Below are 17,475 nucleotides of genomic sequence, written 5' to 3' on the forward strand. Positions count from 1 at the left end.
ATGCTCTGGCGACCACGGGCCGTACGCCGGGGTCGCGGCCTTTCTCGGCCGGATCGCCGCCGACCGTCCCCGCCTGGCGTCCCGCCACATGGTCGAGCTGCACGCCATCGCACCCCGGCTCGACCGCGCGGCACGACCGGCCGCCGAGGTGGAGCCGATCCGGTTCCATCCCGCCCGGCGCACCGCCTGCCTGGCCTACGGCGCGGCGGAGTTCGTGGCGGCCTGGGCGGGCACCCTCCGGCACCCGGTCACGGTGCGGTTCGACCACGTCGGCGACGCCGACGAGACCACCCGCGAGTTGCTGGACGCCCTGGCCCGCCAGCTCGGGCCGTCCCCGGTCCGCCTGGACCTGCGCGACGGCGGCGCCCGCAAGCCGGTCGCGGTGGATCCGACACCCGAAGCGACGCGCACGGTCCTGGGCGACAGCCTGGCCCGCGGCTTCGACCACCACGCGGCTCGAATCGCCCGGCGCGGGCGCGCCACGGTGACTCCAGACGGCGACCTGCGGCACTGGTGGGCGTTCACCACCGGCCTGGCCACCGCCCTGGCGGCGCTGGACCGCGCCGCCGAAGCGCTCGACCTCTACCACGAGGCGCGCGCCGCCACTGACGACCCGAAGATCACCATGTCAGCCGCGTACGCCACCGCGATGCTGTACGCCCGGCACCTGCCGGCGGCCGACCAGGACCCGGCGCGGGCGCGGCACTGGCTGGAACGGGCGCTCCACCTCGCCGCCGGACTGGACGACCCGCGGCAGCGGGTGCTGTCCACGGTCTTCTACGAGCAGGGCCTGGCGCTGCTGGACAGCAGGGCGGGCGAGCCCGCCCGCGCGCTGCGGCTGATCGACGACGGGTTGGCCCGGCTGACGGCGGTGCTCGCCCCCGGCGAGCGCCCGCAGGACCTGGCCCGGCTACGCCACAACCGGGCGCAGGTGCACCTGGCCCTGGGCGATCCGGCGCAGGCCCTGGCCGACCTCGACACCGTGATCGCACGCGATCCCGGCAACTGCGAGTACTACGTGGACCGCGCCGCACTGCACCGTGCGGCGGGTCGGTCCCGGGCCGCGATCAGGGACTACGGCACCGCGATCCGCCTGGGACCGCACCTGCCCGAGGCGTACTACAACCGGGCTGTGCTCGAGCAGGAACGGGGCCGCCCCGAGCGGGCGCGTGACGACCTGGATCGCGTGCTCGCCATCGCCCCCGGGCACCTCGACGCCCGGATCGCCCTGGTCAACCTGCACGTGGAGTGCGGCGCGTTGGATCCGGCCGAGGCGGGGGCGCGGGCCGGGCTGGCGCTGGCCCCGCAGGAGCCCGCGCTGCTGTGCACCCTCGGGCTGATCCGCTCGGAGCGCGGCAGCCTCGCCGAAGCCGACGAGTTGCTCACCCGGGCCCTGGCCGGGGATCCGGAGCTGGTCGAGGCATGGACGAACCGTGCCGCCGTCCGGTTCGAACGCGGCGAGGTGGCTGCCGCCGTGGCTGATCTGAACCGGGCGGTGGCGCTGTCGGCGGCGCCGGTGCCCCGCTACAACCGGGGCACGGCGCTGATGCGGCTGGGGCGGTGGGACGAGGCCGCCCGCGACTTCGCCCACGCGCTCGCCCAGCCCAGCCTGGATCGGGCGCTGCGACGCGACCTGCGGGCGGAACTGGCCCGCTGCCGTCGCGCCATGGCTGGCTGACCGACGGTGCCGGGTTGCCGCGCGGCTCCGGCGGAGCTGGCGTTGTCCGCCGAAGCGACCTCGTGGTGGAGTCGGTGGCAGCCATCGATCATCCATGCCGCACCAGGTCAACCAGAGTCGGACGCGGGCCTTCCTTCGGTCGCGGTCGGCTGCTCCGACTGCCCGGAGGTCTCGTCGGGTCGAGCCTGCGATCTCTGCGGGATGATGTCGATCGCATTCAAGAAGTCGACGAAGCCCTCATGGCGGCGCCTATCGCGTTGTAGCTTCTGGTTCCACTGCGCGGCGGCCTTCTCTTCCTCCATCAGGTGTCGCCTGGCCCGGTTCAGCTCCTCCTTGATCGCCTCCCCCGCCTCGCCGGGAGCGGGGTGGTCGACGAACTCGTCCATGATCGCCGCCCAGCGCCGGTTGAGCTGTTCGGCGTACTGCGCCCGTCTCGTGTAAAGATCGTTCTGGCACTCGAGATCGATCAGGCGTTCCGAGTGCGGCTGGAGAAGCTGCCGGACCCGCTCGTCGAGCCGTACCGACACGTCCGGACGGCACGCGACGTGCACCTGGCCCCGCCTGTAGTGCCACGGGGGCCGATCCTGCTCGTCGAGCGCCCGCCGGAGCGAGACCTCCAGCTCGCCAGCCCGGTGTGCCGGGAACGCGCGGGCCTGCTCGGCGGCGACTCGCTTCACCCGGCGGATGGCATCCGGCATGAAGTACCGCGCATACCAGCTCAACAGCTCAGGGCGTACGCCCTTGGCCGACCAGGTGAAGACCGCGCGCACGGTGAAGGTGAACACATATCCCTGAGCGGGAAGCGTGAAGGGCGCCAGCGCCTCCTGTCGCTCGATGAGCTCGTCGGGCGGGGGAGGTGGGAGCTCCGCCGCCGCGGCGGTTTTCAGTTTCTGCCAGGCGGGTGCCAGGTGGTGCTTCCAGAGGGTGTGCAACCCCTCCACTACCTGGCCGCAGATCTGTTTGCTGCGGTCGATCCATCGTCGCCGGCGTCGCTGCGGGGTCGTCTCGCTGCCCGAAGCCTCGGTCACGTCACCCCTCCCTCGTCGCAATGGTGCGCCGGTGCAGGGGGTGCCTCAGTGGGGGGCGTCAGCACCGGGTGGCTGCTCGAGGGGTGTCGCGCGGCGGGCGGAACAGCCTCAACCTGTCGTCGGTGACCCGTTGATGATCCGTCGCCTGACGGTAACAAGACGGTGGCGGGCCCTGCGGCAGCCGCGCCAGGAGGGCGGAGTTGATGTCCACTCTGTCAGGGTCGACGCGGGAGAAACCTGACATCCATGATCTCATATGAGCCTCGCCCCGTTTGGTGCCCGGGCACGCGCGATCCCCGCTTCACCGGGGTCATTGCCACGGCTCCTGGGTGAGAGCTGTCGTCCCGTTCGGCCCTCGTACATCGCCGCCACCTCCGGACGTTTTCATCGGCGCCGCATGCCCCGGGACGGCGGCGAGTTGCCGGACCACGCGCCGCGCCATCGGTGATCGGATTCACCTGATCACGGTCTCGCGTGAAAGGGGCGTGAAGAAACCGCCCGGCGCCGTCATGGTTGCGTTAACGACCCTGTCCGGCGGCGTGTCTGAGGCGCTTTGATTGCCCGGCGCGACCGGGTGGCGGTCGTGACGAACTCATTCCGGTAAGGGGAGTCAGCCGTGTCTGACGTGGTGTTCGTGGTGTTGACGGTGGCGCTGTTCGCGGCGCTCGCCCTGGTGGTGCGGGCGGTGGAGAAGCTGTGAGCGCCGTCAACGCCGTGGGCCTGGTGCTGGCGATCGGCCTGGGGCTCTTCCTGGTGGTCGCACTGCTGTTCCCGGAGCGGTTCTGATGACCATGACAACGGCGGGCATCATCTTCGTCCTGTCCCTGGTGGTGGCCCTGGTTGCCGTCTACAAACCGTTCGGTGACCACATGTTCCGGGTGGTCTCCGGCGAGCGGCACTCCCGCGTCGAGCGGGGGATCTACCGTCTCGTCGGGGTGAACCCGGCGGCGGAGCAGTCCTGGGGCGTGTACGCCCGCAGCGTGCTGGCGTTTTCCGCCGTGTCGATCCTTTTCCTGTACGCGTTTCAGCGGGTGCAGGACCACCTCTGGCTGTCGCTGGGCTTCGACCCGGTGGTTCCGCACGGGGCGTGGAACACCGCCGTGTCGTTCGTGACCAACACGAACTGGCAGTGGTACTCGGGTGAGTCGACCATGGGTCACCTGGTGCAGATGGCCGGGCTGGCGGTACAGAACTTCCTCTCCGCCGCTGTCGGCATCGCCGTGGCGGTGGCCCTGGTCCGGGGCTTCGCCCGCAGTCGCACCGGGCAGTTGGGCAACTTCTGGGTGGATCTGACCCGGATCGTGCTGCGGATCCTGCTGCCGATCGCGGTGCTCGGGGCGCTCGTGCTGATGCTCGGTGGGGTGGTGCAGAACCTGTCCACCGGCACCGAGGTGAGCACCCTGACCGGCGGCAGCCAGACCATCACCGGCGGCCCGGTGGCCAGCCAGGAGGTGATCAAGGAGCTGGGCACGAACGGCGGCGGCTTCTACAACGCGAACAGCGCCCACCCGTTCGAGAACCCGACGGCCTGGACGAACTGGGTCGAGATCTTCCTGATCCTGCTGATCCCGTTCAGCCTGCCGAGGGTCTTCGGCCGGATGGTCGGCCAGAACCGGCAGGGGTACGCGATCGCCGCCGTGATGGCGATCCTCGCGCTGGCCAGCATCACCCTGACCAACGTCTTCGAGTTGACCGGCAACGGCACGGTGCCGCAGGCGGTCGGGGCGGCCCTCGAAGGCAAGGAGGTCCGGTTCGACGTGTCGAACTCGGCGACCTTCGCCGCCGCGACCACGCTCACCTCCACCGGCGCGGTGAACTCGTTCCACGACTCGTACACCGCGCTCGGCGGGATGATGCCGCTGGTCAACATGATGCTCGGCGAGGTCGCCCCCGGTGGGGTCGGCTCCGGCCTCTACGGCCTGCTCATGCTGGCGGTGATCACCGTCTTCGTGGCAGGTCTGATGGTCGGCCGCACCCCGGAGTACCTGGGCAAGAAGATCGGCGCGCGGGAGATCAAGTTCGCCTCCCTCTACTTTCTGATCACCCCGGCGCTGGTGTTGACCGGCACTGCGGCCGCCTTTGCCACCGGCAACAACTCGACCGCGCTGAATGCCGGCCCGCACGGCCTGTCCGAGGTGCTCTACGCGTTCACGTCAGCGAGCAACAACAACGGCTCCGCGTTCGCCGGCATCACGGTCAACACCACGTGGTGGAACACGGCGCTGGGCTTCTGCATGCTGCTGGGCCGATTCCTGCCCATCATCTTCGTGCTCGCCCTGGCCGGCTCGCTGGCTCGTCAGGCTCCCACCCCCGCCTCCGAGGGCACCCTGCCCACGCACCGACCGCTGTTCGTCGGGATGGTCGTCGGCGTCACGGTGATCCTCGTCGCGCTGACTTTCCTGCCCGCTCTCGCCCTCGGCCCGCTGGCTGAGGGGCGGTGACCATCATGAGGAACGAGGACATGTCCGTCACGCCCGTGACATCCGGGACCGGCGAACAGCCGACCGCCGGCACCCCGGCCACCCAGGGCGACCGGGTCGGCGGGGGCCTGCTCGACCCGAAACAGCTGCTCCGCTCCCTGCCCGACGCGCTGCGCAAGCTCGACCCGCGCACGCTGTGGCGCAACCCGGTGATGCTGATCGTCGAGATCGGCGCGGCCTTCACCACCGTCCTCGCGGTGGCCGACCCCTCGGTCTTCGCCTGGGCGATCACGGTCTGGCTCTGGTTGACCGTGCTCTTCGCCAACCTCGCCGAGGCGGTCGCCGAGGGGCGGGGCAAGGCCCAGGCCGCCACCCTGCGCCAGGCGAAGAAGGACACCATCGCCACCCGCCTGCGCGGCTGGACGCCGGGTGCCCAGGCGGACACCTGGCGGGAGGAGGCCGTCCCCGCGCCGGAGTTGAAGCAGGGCGACATCGTGCTGGTCGACGCCGGCAGCATCGTCCCGGGCGATGGGGACGTCGTCGAGGGCATCGCCAGCGTCGACGAGTCCGCGATCACCGGCGAGTCCGCCCCCGTGATCCGAGAATCCGGCGGCGACCGCAGCGCGGTCACCGGCGGTACGAGGGTGCTCTCCGACCGGATCGTCGTGAAGATCACCCAGAAGCCGGGGGAGAGCTTCATCGACCGGATGATCGCCCTGGTCGAAGGCGCCAACCGGCAGAAGACGCCGAACGAGATCGCGCTGAACATCCTGCTCGCCGCGCTCACCATCATTTTCCTGCTGGCGGTGGTCACCCTCCAGCCCCTGGCGATCTTCTCCAAGGGCTACCAGGCCGCCGCACCCGACACGGGCGCCATCACCGACGCCGGTGTCAGCGGGGTGGTGCTCGTGTCGCTGCTGGTCTGCCTGATCCCCACCACGATCGGGGCGCTGCTCTCCGCGATCGGCATCGCCGGCATGGACCGGCTGGTGCAGCGCAACGTGCTCGCCACGAGCGGCCGCGCGGTCGAGGCCGCCGGTGACGTCAACACCCTGCTGCTCGACAAGACCGGCACCATCACGCTGGGCAACCGGCAGGCCGCCGAGTTGGTCCCTGTCGAGGGTGTCACCGCCGGGGTGGTCGCCGACGCGGCGCAGCTGTCCAGCCTCGCCGACGAGACCCCCGAGGGCCGCTCGGTGGTCGTGCTCGCCAAGAACGACTTCGGGCTGCGGGAGCGCGAGTCGGGGCTGATGCCCCATGCCACGTTCGTGCCGTTCACCGCGCAGACCCGGATGAGCGGCGTCGACCTGACCCCCGACGGCGACGGGGCGGCACGCCGGATCCGCAAGGGCGCCGCCGCGGCGGTGATGAAGTGGGTACGCGACAACGGCGGTCACCCCACCGAGCAGGCCGGCGAGATCGTGGACGCGATCAGCGGCTCCGGCGGGACCCCGCTGGTGGTGGCCGAACACGTCGAGGGCCAGCCGGCCCGGGCGCTCGGGGTCATCCACCTCAAGGACGTGGTCAAGTCGGGCATGCGGGAGCGGTTCGACGAGATGCGCCGGATGGGCATCCGGACCGTGATGATCACCGGTGACAATCCGCGTACGGCGAAGGCGATCGCGGACGAGGCCGGTGTGGACGACTTCCTCGCCGAGGCCACCCCGGAGGACAAGCTTGCCCTGATCCGCCGGGAGCAGGAGGGCGGCCGGCTGGTCGCGATGACCGGTGACGGCACCAACGACGCCCCGGCGCTCGCCCAAGCCGACGTCGGCGTCGCCATGAACACCGGCACGTCGGCCGCCAAGGAGGCCGGCAACATGATCGACCTCGACTCGGACCCGACCAAGCTGATCGAGATCGTGGAGATCGGCAAGCAGCTCCTGATCACCCGAGGCGCCTTGACCACCTTCTCGATCGCCAACGACATCGCCAAGTACTTCGCGATCATCCCGGCCATGTTCGCCGGCATCTACCCGAGCCTGGACACGCTCAACATCATGCGGCTGTCCAGCCCGGAGTCGGCGATCCTGGCGGCGGTGATCTTCAACGCGTTGGTGATCATCGCGCTCATTCCGCTGGCCCTGCGGGGCGTGCGCTACCGGCCGGCCGCTGCCTCGAAGCTGCTCAGCCGCAACCTGCTGGTCTACGGCCTCGGCGGCATCATCGTGCCGTTCCTCGGCATCAAACTCATCGACCTGCTCATCCAGTTCATCCCAGGGATCTCGTGATGCGCCTACCCAACTGGCTCGCCCAACACCTCGCCGCCCTACGTGCCCTGTTGGTCTTCACCGTGCTGCTCGGCCTCGCCTATCCGCTCGCACTGGTCGCCGCCGGCCGGACCCCCGGCCTCGACGCCCACGCCGACGGATCGCTGCTGACCGCCAACGGCGCCACCGTCGGCAGCGCCCTGATCGGGCAGGCCTTCACCGACGCCGACGGCAACCCCGTCCCGCGCTACTTCCAGTCCCGCCCCTCGGCGGCCGGCGACGGCTACGACCCCACCTCCACCGCGGCCAGCAACCTCGGCCCGGAGAGCGTCGTCGACACCATCGCCACCGACCCCGAGGATTCGACGCAGAGCCTGCTCACCCAGGTCTGCGCCCGCAGCAAGGCCATCGGTGACCTCGACGGCGTCGACGGTCGGCGCCCGTACTGCACCCCGGACGGGGTCGGCGCGGTGCTCGCCGTGTTCCGCGCCGACGGGCTCACCGGCCCGGTGACCCGGGTCGTCACCGTCAACCAGAGCAGCCCGGCCACCCCGTTCCTCGCCTCCTACCAGGGCGTGCCGGTCGAGCTGGCAGTGCCGGGCGAGGACTACGTCGCCGCGGGCGGGGTCGTCACCCCGATCCGGGGAGACGCGCCGGCGCAGCCCGCCGTCCCCGCCGACGCGGTCACCGCCAGCGGCAGCGGCCTCGACCCGCACATCAGCCCCGCGTACGCCGAGATCCAGGTGGCCCGGGTGGCGCGCGAACGTGGCGCGGACCCGACGGCGGTCCGCCGCCTGGTCGACCAGCACACCACCGGCCGGGCGCTGGGTTTCATGGGCGAACCGGGCGTCAACGTCCTGGAACTCAACCTCGCCCTCGACGAGGAGTTTCCCGCCCGCTGACGCCCGAACCGTCTTCGTTCCCGGCGCCGGTCCCGCCGGACCCGGCGCTGGGGAAGACTGCTTCACCAGCGGCCCCGACCAGAGAGGATCTTCTGCGTGTCACGAGGAGAACTTCGGATCTACCTGGGTGCCGCCCCCGGCGTCGGCAAAACGTACGCGATGCTGGAGGAGGCCCAGCGCCGCGCGGAACGCGGCACCGACGTGGTGCTCGGCTTCGTCGAGACGCACGGCCGCCCGCACACCGCCGCCATGATCGGCGACCTGGAGCAGGTGGCCCGTCGCACGATCACCTATCGCGGTGCCAAGTTCACCGAAATGGACCTCGACGCCGTGCTCGCCCGCCGGCCCGAGGTGGTGGTGGTCGACGAGCTGGCCCACACCAACGTGCCGGGAGCCCGCAACGACAAGCGCTGGCGGGACGTCCAGGAGATCCTCGACGCCGGCATCAGCGTGCTGTCCACGGTCAACGTCCAGCACCTGGAGTCGGTCAACGACGTGGTCGCCCAGATCACCGGCACCATCCAGCGGGAAACCGTGCCAGACGAGGTCGTCCGCGCCGCCGAGCAGGTCGAGCTCGTCGACATGACCCCCGAGGCGCTGCGCCGACGGATGGCGCACGGGAACATCTACCGTCCCGACAAGATCGACGCCGCTCTCGGCAACTACTTCCGGATCGGCAACCTCACCGCCCTGCGTGAACTGGCCCTGCTCTGGCTGGCCGACAAGGTCGACGAGCAGCTCGACCGGTACCGCGCCCAGCAGGGCATCTCCGACACCTGGGAGGCGCGGGAGCGGGTGCTGGTCGCCCTCACCGGCGGCCCGGAGGGCGAGACGCTGATCCGCCGGGCGGCCCGGATCGCCGCCCGCAGCAAGGGCGCCAACCTGCTCGCCGTGTACGTCGCCCGCAGCGACGGCCTGGCCGGTGCGGACCCCGCCCAGCTCGCCCGGCAGCGGGTGCTGGTGGAGAGCCTCGGCGGCACCTACCACCAGGTCCTCGGCACCGATGTGCCGGCCGCGCTGCTCGACTTCGCCCGCGGGGTCAACGCCACCCAACTCGTCCTCGGCGCCAGCCGCCGGGGTCGCTTCGCCCAACTGCTGTCCCGTGGGGTCGGGGTCACCACCACCGCGCTGTCCGGGCCGATCGACGTGCACCTGGTCACCCATCCCGAGGCGGGTCGCGGTCGCCGCCCAGCCGGGGTCCCGGCGGCGCTGTCGCGCCGGCGCCGACTGCTGGGGTTCGCCCTCGCCGGGCTGGGCATGCCGCTGCTCACGTTGCTGCTGTTGGCGCTGCCGGACCTCACCCTGACCAACGACATCCTGCTGTTCCTCGCCGGCGTCGTCGGGGTGGCGCTGGTCGGCGGCCGGTGGCCGGCGCTGGTCGCGGCCCTCGGCGGGTCGCTGCTGCTGAACTGGTTCTTCACCCCGCCCTTCAACACGCTGACCATCGCCGAGGCCGGCAACCTCCTCGCCCTCGGCGTCTTCGTCGGCGTCGCCGTCGCGGTCAGCTGGGTCGTCGACGTCGCCGCCCGCCGTACCCGCGAGGCGGCGCGGGCGTCCGCCGACGCGCAGACCCTGGCCACGGTGGCCGGCGGCGTGCTGCGCGGTGAGCGTCCGCTGCCGGCGCTGCTGGACCGGTTGCGGGAAACGTTCGGCTTGCGTGCGGTCAGCGTCCTGGAGCTGGCCGCCGAGGCCGAAGGGCGCCCCGGCCGCGCCCGCGAGGAGGGTGCCTGGCGCGTCGTGGCCTGTGTGGGGGAGGCGCCGGCGGGCAGCCCCAGTGCGGGGGAGACGGCGGTGCCGGTGGATGACCGGCTCACCGTGGTGCTCAGCGGGCGGCGGCTGGAGGCCGCCGACCGGCGGGTCGTCGAGGCGTTCGCCGCCCAGGCCGCCGTCGCGCTACGCCAGGAACGGCTCGCCGAGGAGGCCGCCACCGCCCGGCCGCTGGCCGAGGCGGACCGGATGCGCACCGCCCTGCTCGCCGCCGTCAGCCACGACCTGCGTACGCCACTCGCCTCGGCCAAGGCCGCCGTGAGCAGCCTGCGCAGCCCCGATATCGAGTTCGACGCGGACGATCGTGACGAGCTGCTGGCCACCGCCGACGAGTCCCTCGACCGGCTCGGCCGGCTGGTGGCGAACCTGCTGGACATGAGTCGGCTCCAGGCCGGCGTGCTGGGCGTCAGCGCCATCGCGATCGGGTTGGAGGATGCCGTACCGCGAGCGCTGGACGAGCTGGGACCGGTGGCGGCCGACGTCAGCACCGACATTCCCGCTGACCTGCCGGCGGCCAGAGCCGACCCGGGCCTGTTGGAGCGGGTGCTGGTCAACATCGTCGCCAACGCCCTGCGACACAGCCCGCCCGGGCAACCACCGACGATCACCGCGAGCGCGCACGCCGGGCAGGTGGAGCTGCGAATCATCGACACGGGCCCCGGCATCCCGGAGGACCAGTGGGAACACGTGTTCCTGCCGTTCCAGCGCCTCGGCGACCGGGACAACCAGACCGGCGTCGGTCTCGGCCTCGCCCTGTCCCGTGGTCTTGCCGAGGTAATGGGTGGCAGCATCACCCCTGAGACCACCCCCGGCGGCGGGCTGACGATGGTGCTGCGTCTGCCCGCTACCACGCAGACGACGTCGGAAGGGCCGCGGGAATGACCCGAATCCTCGTCGTGGACGACGAACCGCAGATCCTGCGTGCGTTGCGGATCAACCTGCGCGCCCGCGGCTACGACGTCGAGGTCGCCGAGACCGGCACAGCGGCGCTGAAGGCCGCAGCCAGCCATCCGCCGGACCTGGTGGTGCTCGACCTGGGTCTGCCCGACATCGACGGCGTCGACGTCATCCGGGGGCTGCGCGGCTGGACCAGCGTGCCGATCATCGTGCTCTCCGGCCGCGCCGGCAGCGAGGACAAGGTCGCCGCCCTCGACGCCGGCGCCGACGACTACGTCACCAAGCCCTTCGGCGTGGACGAACTCCTCGCCCGCATCCGCGCCGTCACCCGCCGCCTTACCGCGCCCTCGGCCGACGCCGCTTCGCTCCCCGTGACCGCCGCCCCCCGGGTGGGCCGTCACACGATCAACCTTGCCGACCGCACCGTCACCCGCGACGACGGCGCCGAGGTCAGACTCACCCCCACCCAGTGGGCGATGCTCGAAAAGCTGCTGCGCCACCCGGGCAAGCTGGTCAGCCAACGGCAGTTGCTACACGAGGTGTGGGGCCCGGAGTACCAACATGAGACGAACTATCTACGCCAGTACATGGCCCAGCTGCGCCGCAAGCTCGAAGACGACCCCGCTCGCCCCCGCCACCTCATCACCGAACCGGGCATGGGCTACCGCTACCGGCCATGACCGTCCTCCGTCCTCTGCTTCGCCGTCCTTGTCGCGCTGGGCGGGCTTGTTCCGGCCGCCCCCACCGCGCCGGCGGCGAGTCCTTGTACGGCGACCTTGTGTGTGGCCAAACCCGTCGGTTCATCCCGACGGCATCGAGGGCGGTGATCAACATGCGCGACGCCCTACTGGCAGGGTGGCGGCGCCTCAGCCTGTTCTCAGGATCGCGGTGGAAGCCTGCCCGGCATGAAGATCGACGATCAGTACGCCTCCACGCGGCAGGTTCGACAACTGTTGAACAAGGTGCCTGAGGTCACCATCTATTTCTGGGTCATCAAGGTCCTGTCGACCACAGTCGGGGAGACGGCGGCGGACTTCCTCAACGTCGACCTCCACCTCGGCCTGACCGGCACGACGGTGGCGATGGCCGTCCTGCTGGCCACCGTGCTCGTCGTCCAGTTCAGAACCGGCCGCTATGTGCCGTGGATCTACTGGCTGGCGGTCGTCCTGGTCAGCATCGTCGGCACGCTGATCACCGACAACCTGGTGGACAACCTCGGGGTGCCGCTGGAGGTCACCACGGTCGTGTTCGCCGTGGCGCTGGCGGGAACGTTTGCGGCCTGGTATCGCAGCGAGCGGACCCTGTCGATCCACACGATCATCACCTCGCGGCGGGAGGCGTTCTACTGGGCAGCGATCCTGTTCACCTTCGCCCTGGGCACCGCCGCGGGAGACCTCCTGGCGGAGGGCATGGATCTGGGCTACTGGCGCTCGGGGCTGATCTTCGGCGGCCTGATCGCCGTGGTCGCGGTCGCGTACTCCCGGTCCTGGCTGAACCCGATCCTGGCCTTCTGGATCGCCTACGTCCTGACGCGGCCGCTCGGCGCGTCGCTGGGTGACTACCTGTCGCAGGACCCCGATGACGGGGGCCTCGGTCTGGGCATGGTCGTCACCAGCGTCCTGTTCCTGGCGACGATCCTGGGACTGGTCGTCTACCTGAGCGTCACCAGGCGGGACGCGCCGCCGGTGGTGCCGTCGGACGAGACGAGGCCGGCCCCACTGCGGTGACGGCTCGTCGACACCGTTTGCAGTTCGCCTGTTGCCCGCCAAGGAGGGCGAGTACGACCAGGCCGATGGGTTCGACCTCGGCGCCGATGGGTTTTGGCGCGGTCGGCAGACCGGTCCGCGGTCGGCTACCCGACCGCGGACCGGTTGATCAGCTACCGACTACAACCGCGCGCACTGGCCAGTCGCCACACCCCTCACGGCGTTCGGCCGGCTCTCGTTGACCGGTGCCGGGTTGTTACCCGAACAGCTCAGCGACCCGCTGATGGTGTTCGCCGCGACCACCACCGGCTGGCTGCCGGTGTTGCCAGTCAGGGTGACCGGACCACTGATCGCGACCGTCTCGACGCGTACCCCACCGGTGCTTGAGGTGACCGACACCGAGCCGCCCACCTTGCCCTGGCTGATCTTCACCTCGCCGGTGGCGCCGGTAACCGTGACCGGACCGGACACCGTCGTGTCAGCGAGCGTGACCAGCACCGGGCGGGTGGCCGACACCGGACCGGCGATGCTGCCGCCGGTGACCACCAGCGAGGCACCGGGGCTGACCGTGACCGGGCCGGCGACCGTGGCGTTCTCCAGGCAGGTCAGGCCGGCGGTGACGACGAGCGGCTTGCTGTACTTGCCGGTGATCGTCGTGGTGCACGAAGGACCGGCCTTCCCGACCGTGGACCGCGGCTGGGTGTCCGCGGTGACCGGCGAGTTCGCGGCGAAGTAGCTCACCAGCATGGTGAGGTCGTTGTCGCCGGTGGCGACCGGGTCCACGCGCTTCGCCAGGGTCAGGAAGTTGTCACCGCCGGTGGCGAGGAACGAGTTCATCGTGACCCGGTAGGTGCCCGTCGGGCTGAGCGGCGTGCCGTTCAGCTTCATCGAGGTGATCCGCGAGCCCTTCGGCGCCTCGGTATCGTAGGTGTAGGTGAAACCCTTCGAGACACCGAGCCACAGCACCGGCCGGGACGCGCCGTCCGGTTGCCACTGCTCCTCCAGCACCTGCTTGATGTCCGCACCGGTGTAGGTCTTGGTGACCACATCGTTGGCGAACGGCTGGACGGCGAAGGCGTCGGCGTACGTCACCGTGCCATCGGTCCGGTAGAGCAGGTCGGCCCGCAGGCCACCGGGGTTCATGAACGCGATCTGCGCCCCGCCCCGGCCGGCGTCCCTGGTCCCGGCGAGCTGCACGTCGGCGATGAGGTTGCCGAGCGCCGACTCCTTGCCCCGGTCCTCGTTGCCGTTGGTGTAGGCCCGCTTGACGTCCGAGGTGATCGAACCGAGCTGCTGCTTGCCCAGCTCGGTGGCCTTGGTCTTGGCGGTGGCCACGATGCCGGCCACCGTCGGGTCCTGCGGCGCCCCGACCACGTCGACCAGCTGCGCGTCGCCGGTGGTCACCGAACCGGTGTTCGGGTCGAAGGTGAGCGTGACCTTGCCCAGCCGCTTGCCGTAGTCCTCGGCCTGCACCACCGGACGCAGCTTGTCCGATCCCGGCACCGGGACCTTGAAGGCGTACGGCTGGTGGGTGTGGCCGCTGAAGATGGCGTCGATCGTCGCGTCGGCCCGGGTGAACTTGCCGAAGACCGGGTCGTTCGCCAGCGCGTCGGCGGAGGTGATGTTCTCCGTCGCCGCACCCTCGTGCGCGAGCAGCACCACCACGTCGGCCTCGCCGTTGTCCGGGTTGCCGTCCTTGAGCTGGCGGGCCACCAGGTTGGCCTCGGCCACCGGGTCGCGGAAGGTGAGGCCGGCGATGCCGCCCGGGCTGACCAGCGACGCGGTCTGCTCGGTCACCACGCCGACGAAGCCGACCCGGGCTCCACCCACATTGCTGACGGAGTACGCCGACAACGCCCGGGTGTCACCCCGGTAGACGTTGGCGCCCAGGTACGGGAAGGCGGCGCGACCGGACACCCGGCCGGTGAGGTCGTCCATGCCCTGGTCGAACTCGTGGTTGCCCACTGCCGAGGCGACCAGCCCGGCCGTGTTCAGCGCGTCGATCGTCGGGTTGTCCCCGTCGATCGCCGAGATGAAGGTGGACGCGCCGATGTTGTCACCGGCGGAGACGAACGCGGTGTTGGGGTTCTGCGCCCGCAGCTGACCCACCAGGCCGGCGAGCTGAGCGGCGCCACCGACCGGCTGACCACCCACGGTGGCCGGGGACTCCAGCCGGCCGTGGAAGTCGTTGATGCTCAGCAGCTGCAGGTTGACCGGCTTCGCGCTGGTGCTGATGCCCACCACGAGCGGGTTGTGGTCGCTGGCCCGGTACGGGGTCGGCTCGTAGAAGGGGGCCAGCCCGTCGTACTCGAAGGCGAACGACTCGACCGCGTTGATCTGCCACACGTCGACCCCGGTGACCCGCGACGCCAGCGACGGCGAGGCGAGGGCGTGGTCGAGCGAGCCGGACTCGCCACCGAAGACGTAGGTGGCCTTGCCGGTGTTGTTCAGGTCCTTGTACTGCTTGCCGTAAAGGACCTGCATCGGGTCCTCCTGGGTGTACGCGTTGAAGTCACCCAGCAGCAGCACGTCGTCGGTGCCGCTGTCGTCCTTGACCTGGTCGACGAACGCGGTCAGCGCCTTGGCCTGCCGGACCCGGTCGCCGTTCCAGTTGCCCTGACCGTCGCCGGCGTCGGCGTTGTCGCCGGTCCCGGTGCCGCTCTTGGACTTGAGGTGGTTGACGACCACGGTGAAGGAGATCTTCCCGGCGGTGAAGGTCTGCGCGATCGGCTCGCGGGCGTTGGACCAGACGGTCTCGTCGTTGACCGAGCGACCCGGACCCTTGGGCTGGAGCTTCGCGGGCTTGAAGATGATCGCCGTGGTGATGAAGTCCTGCTGGGCCGGGCCCGGCAGCTCGGCCGGGCTGCGGACATAGTCCCAGGTCCCCGCGCCGTCCTTGGCGTTGAGCGCGTTGACCAGCCGCTTCAGTGCCTGCTGCGGGTCGTTGGCGTCGAACCGGACCGAGTTCTCGATCTCCTCGAGCCCCACCACGTCGGCACCCAGCGCGCTGATCGCCGCAACGATCTTTGCTTCCTGCTTGGCCAGCCCGGCCTCGTCGGCCGCGCCGCGGGCGTCGCCACCGAAGTGGACGAAGTAGTTGAGCACGTTGAAGCTGGCCACCCGTACGTCGCCGCCGACGTTGACGGGCGCCGCGGTACGCGGGTTGGTGGCCTTGAAGGTGGTCCGCCCGACCGTCGGTGTGTCGGCGCTGACCGGGGTGGTCGGCTGCAGCCGCCACTCGCTGAAGCCGTACCCCAGCACGACCGGCCCGAACGCCTCGACCGAGTCGCCGACCCGCAGCGGGTTCTCCTTGGACAGGTACGGCGGCAGCAGCCCGGCGGTGGACAGGTTGGTGGTCCTGCCGTCGTCGACCAGGATCCGGCCGGCCTTGTTCGCGGCGGTCACCTGCTTGGCGGCGTCCGAACCCGGGCGGGCCACGTCGGTCGCGTTCGGGGCCGGACGGTCACCGGCGGCGAGCACGACCTCGCCGTACCGGTTGGTGTTGTACACCTCGGAGACGGTGAACTGGCCGACCGGCGCGACCAGCATCGACTCGACCGACTCGCGGGCGTCGTCGCTCAGCGGCAGGCTGACCGGGACCGGAGCGGGCAGCGTCGCGCCGTGCTCGCAGACCTGCACGTCGCTCTTGGCGGCGATGTTCAGCTGGGTCAGGCTGTTGAACTCGCTGGCGGTGCCGCTGACCCGCACCCGGTCGCCGATTGCGACCGGCGGGTGGTTGGCGGTGTTCGTGGTGAGGTAGACGAAGATGCCGTCGGACGCGGCGCCAGCGGCGACCGCACGGTCCCCGCCGCTGCCGGCGGTCTGCACGTAGATGCCGTTGTAACCACCGGTGCGGTGGTCGGCGGTCACCACGCCCTCGACGGTGACCCGGGTGCCCGGCAGCGGCGTCGCGCTCCCGGTGCCCTGCACCTCGGCAATGGTGCGGTCGACGGTGACGGTGCAGCCGGGGGCCGGCTCGGGGTCCGGGTCGGGGTTGCTGCCGCCGTTGCGGACGCCGAAGGTGTTGGGTGCCGGGGGGTTCCAGGTGCCGTTGATCTTCTGCAGCGAGTGGCCGACCGGGGTGGTCGTGGTCTCCTCGACCCCGATGTCGGTCCCGGTCAACCCGTTGGCCGGGCCGCCGACGGCGGTGAACGTCCCCTCGTAGGTGAGGAACTCCGCCACGGAGCCGGTGGGGGAGACCAGCGCGACGCCGTCGGGGGCGCCGTTCTGGATGCCGTCCGTCGGGTAGTTGGCGACGACCACGCCGGCCGCCGGCACCGCGCCGCTCAGCGTCCTCGTGTTGTACGCCGCGCCGTTGGCGCCGTTGTAGAGGACGATCTGCCAGCCGGTCAGGTCGAAGCCGACCGGCGCCTCGATCTCGATCGCCTCGCCGGTGTCGGTGCCGGCATTGTCGTAGTGAATCTCACTGACCATGGGTGCCGCGGAGGCTGGCTCAGCGTGGGCGGCAGCCCCACTGGCCAGGGCAAGCGCACCGCTCGCGACGAGTACGCCGAACACGTTGCGTGTTCGTACGCGGCTTTTTCGTTCCATCAGGTGTTCCTCCGGGTGGGGGGTGAGCGGATGGAGGGTAGACAGCCCAGGTGGCTGGGCAGGATCCGCCATATGTACAAAAGAGTCGAAGTGGGGTGGCAGGGACTGCCTCCCGGTTGACGCCAACGACGCCTCGGGCGGCTCACGCCCATCGATTTTGAGCCAATCAACAGGCACGTACACGCGGCCTGCACCACTCAATCCCGCGAGTCGACCAAACCCGGGTCTTTCCGTGCGATGGAACGACGGTCGCGGCCGATTCGCCCGGGAACCGCCAGTCAGATCCGCTGCGGGCCTCCTTCGGGATGCCCGGCGC

The 17,475-nt window shown here is 70.7% G+C and carries 10 protein-coding genes; 8 read left to right on the forward strand and 2 right to left on the reverse strand.

The window, feature by feature from the left end:
• Window positions 1-88: 88 nt before the first annotated feature.
• Window positions 89-1,678 carry a tetratricopeptide repeat protein gene (locus tag ABZ807_RS10640; protein ID WP_357155118.1) on the forward strand — a complete coding sequence of 530 codons (1,590 nt, stop codon included), beginning with the start codon at window positions 89-91 and terminating at the stop codon, window positions 1,676-1,678.
• Between the two features lie 107 nt (window positions 1,679-1,785).
• On the opposite strand, the gene ABZ807_RS10645 is transcribed toward ABZ807_RS10640, so the two are convergent.
• Window positions 1,786-2,706 carry a hypothetical protein gene (locus ABZ807_RS10645; RefSeq protein WP_357155120.1) on the reverse strand — a complete coding sequence of 307 codons (921 nt, stop codon included), beginning with the start codon at window positions 2,704-2,706 and terminating at the stop codon, window positions 1,786-1,788.
• 696 nt (window positions 2,707-3,402) lie between these two features.
• Between ABZ807_RS10645 and kdpF the strand changes: the two genes are divergently transcribed.
• From kdpF to ABZ807_RS10680, 7 genes are all read left to right on the forward strand, one after another.
• On the forward strand, window positions 3,403-3,492 hold the full coding sequence (kdpF, locus tag ABZ807_RS10650) for a K(+)-transporting ATPase subunit F (RefSeq protein ID WP_262287437.1): 90 nt from the start codon (window positions 3,403-3,405) through the stop codon (window positions 3,490-3,492).
• Entirely contained in the window at window positions 3,492-5,147 is a 1,656-nt protein-coding gene (gene kdpA, locus ABZ807_RS10655; RefSeq protein WP_357155122.1) for a potassium-transporting ATPase subunit KdpA, read from the forward strand. The genes kdpF and kdpA overlap by 1 nt, the downstream gene beginning before the upstream one ends.
• 20 nt (window positions 5,148-5,167) lie before the next feature.
• On the forward strand, window positions 5,168-7,357 hold the full coding sequence (gene kdpB / locus ABZ807_RS10660) for a potassium-transporting ATPase subunit KdpB (protein ID WP_357155246.1): 2,190 nt from the start codon (window positions 5,168-5,170) through the stop codon (window positions 7,355-7,357).
• On the forward strand, window positions 7,357-8,238 hold the full coding sequence (locus ABZ807_RS10665; protein WP_357155124.1) for a potassium-transporting ATPase subunit C: 882 nt from the start codon (window positions 7,357-7,359) through the stop codon (window positions 8,236-8,238). The genes kdpB and ABZ807_RS10665 overlap by 1 nt, the downstream gene beginning before the upstream one ends.
• A gap of 96 nt (window positions 8,239-8,334) precedes the next feature.
• Complete coding sequence (locus tag ABZ807_RS10670; RefSeq protein WP_357155126.1) at window positions 8,335-10,887, forward strand: DUF4118 domain-containing protein; 2,553 nt, start codon at window positions 8,335-8,337, stop codon at window positions 10,885-10,887.
• Window positions 10,884-11,582 (forward strand): response regulator, encoded by a 699-nt coding sequence (locus tag ABZ807_RS10675; RefSeq protein ID WP_357155128.1) that lies wholly within the window; start codon window positions 10,884-10,886, stop codon window positions 11,580-11,582. Before ABZ807_RS10670 ends, ABZ807_RS10675 begins: the two co-directional genes overlap by 4 nt.
• Before the next feature lie 225 nt (window positions 11,583-11,807).
• Window positions 11,808-12,629: a hypothetical protein gene (locus ABZ807_RS10680; protein WP_357155130.1), complete on the forward strand. Its 822-nt coding sequence runs from the start codon at window positions 11,808-11,810 to the stop codon at window positions 12,627-12,629.
• A gap of 159 nt (window positions 12,630-12,788) precedes the next feature.
• On the opposite strand, the gene ABZ807_RS10685 is transcribed toward ABZ807_RS10680, so the two are convergent.
• Window positions 12,789-17,042 (reverse strand): ExeM/NucH family extracellular endonuclease, encoded by a 4,254-nt coding sequence (locus ABZ807_RS10685; protein WP_357155132.1) that lies wholly within the window; start codon window positions 17,040-17,042, stop codon window positions 12,789-12,791.
• Between the last annotated feature and the right edge of the window lie 433 nt (window positions 17,043-17,475).

The organism is Micromonospora sp. NPDC047548, from assembly GCF_040642975.1.
GTDB lineage: Bacteria > Actinomycetota > Actinomycetes > Mycobacteriales > Micromonosporaceae > Micromonospora.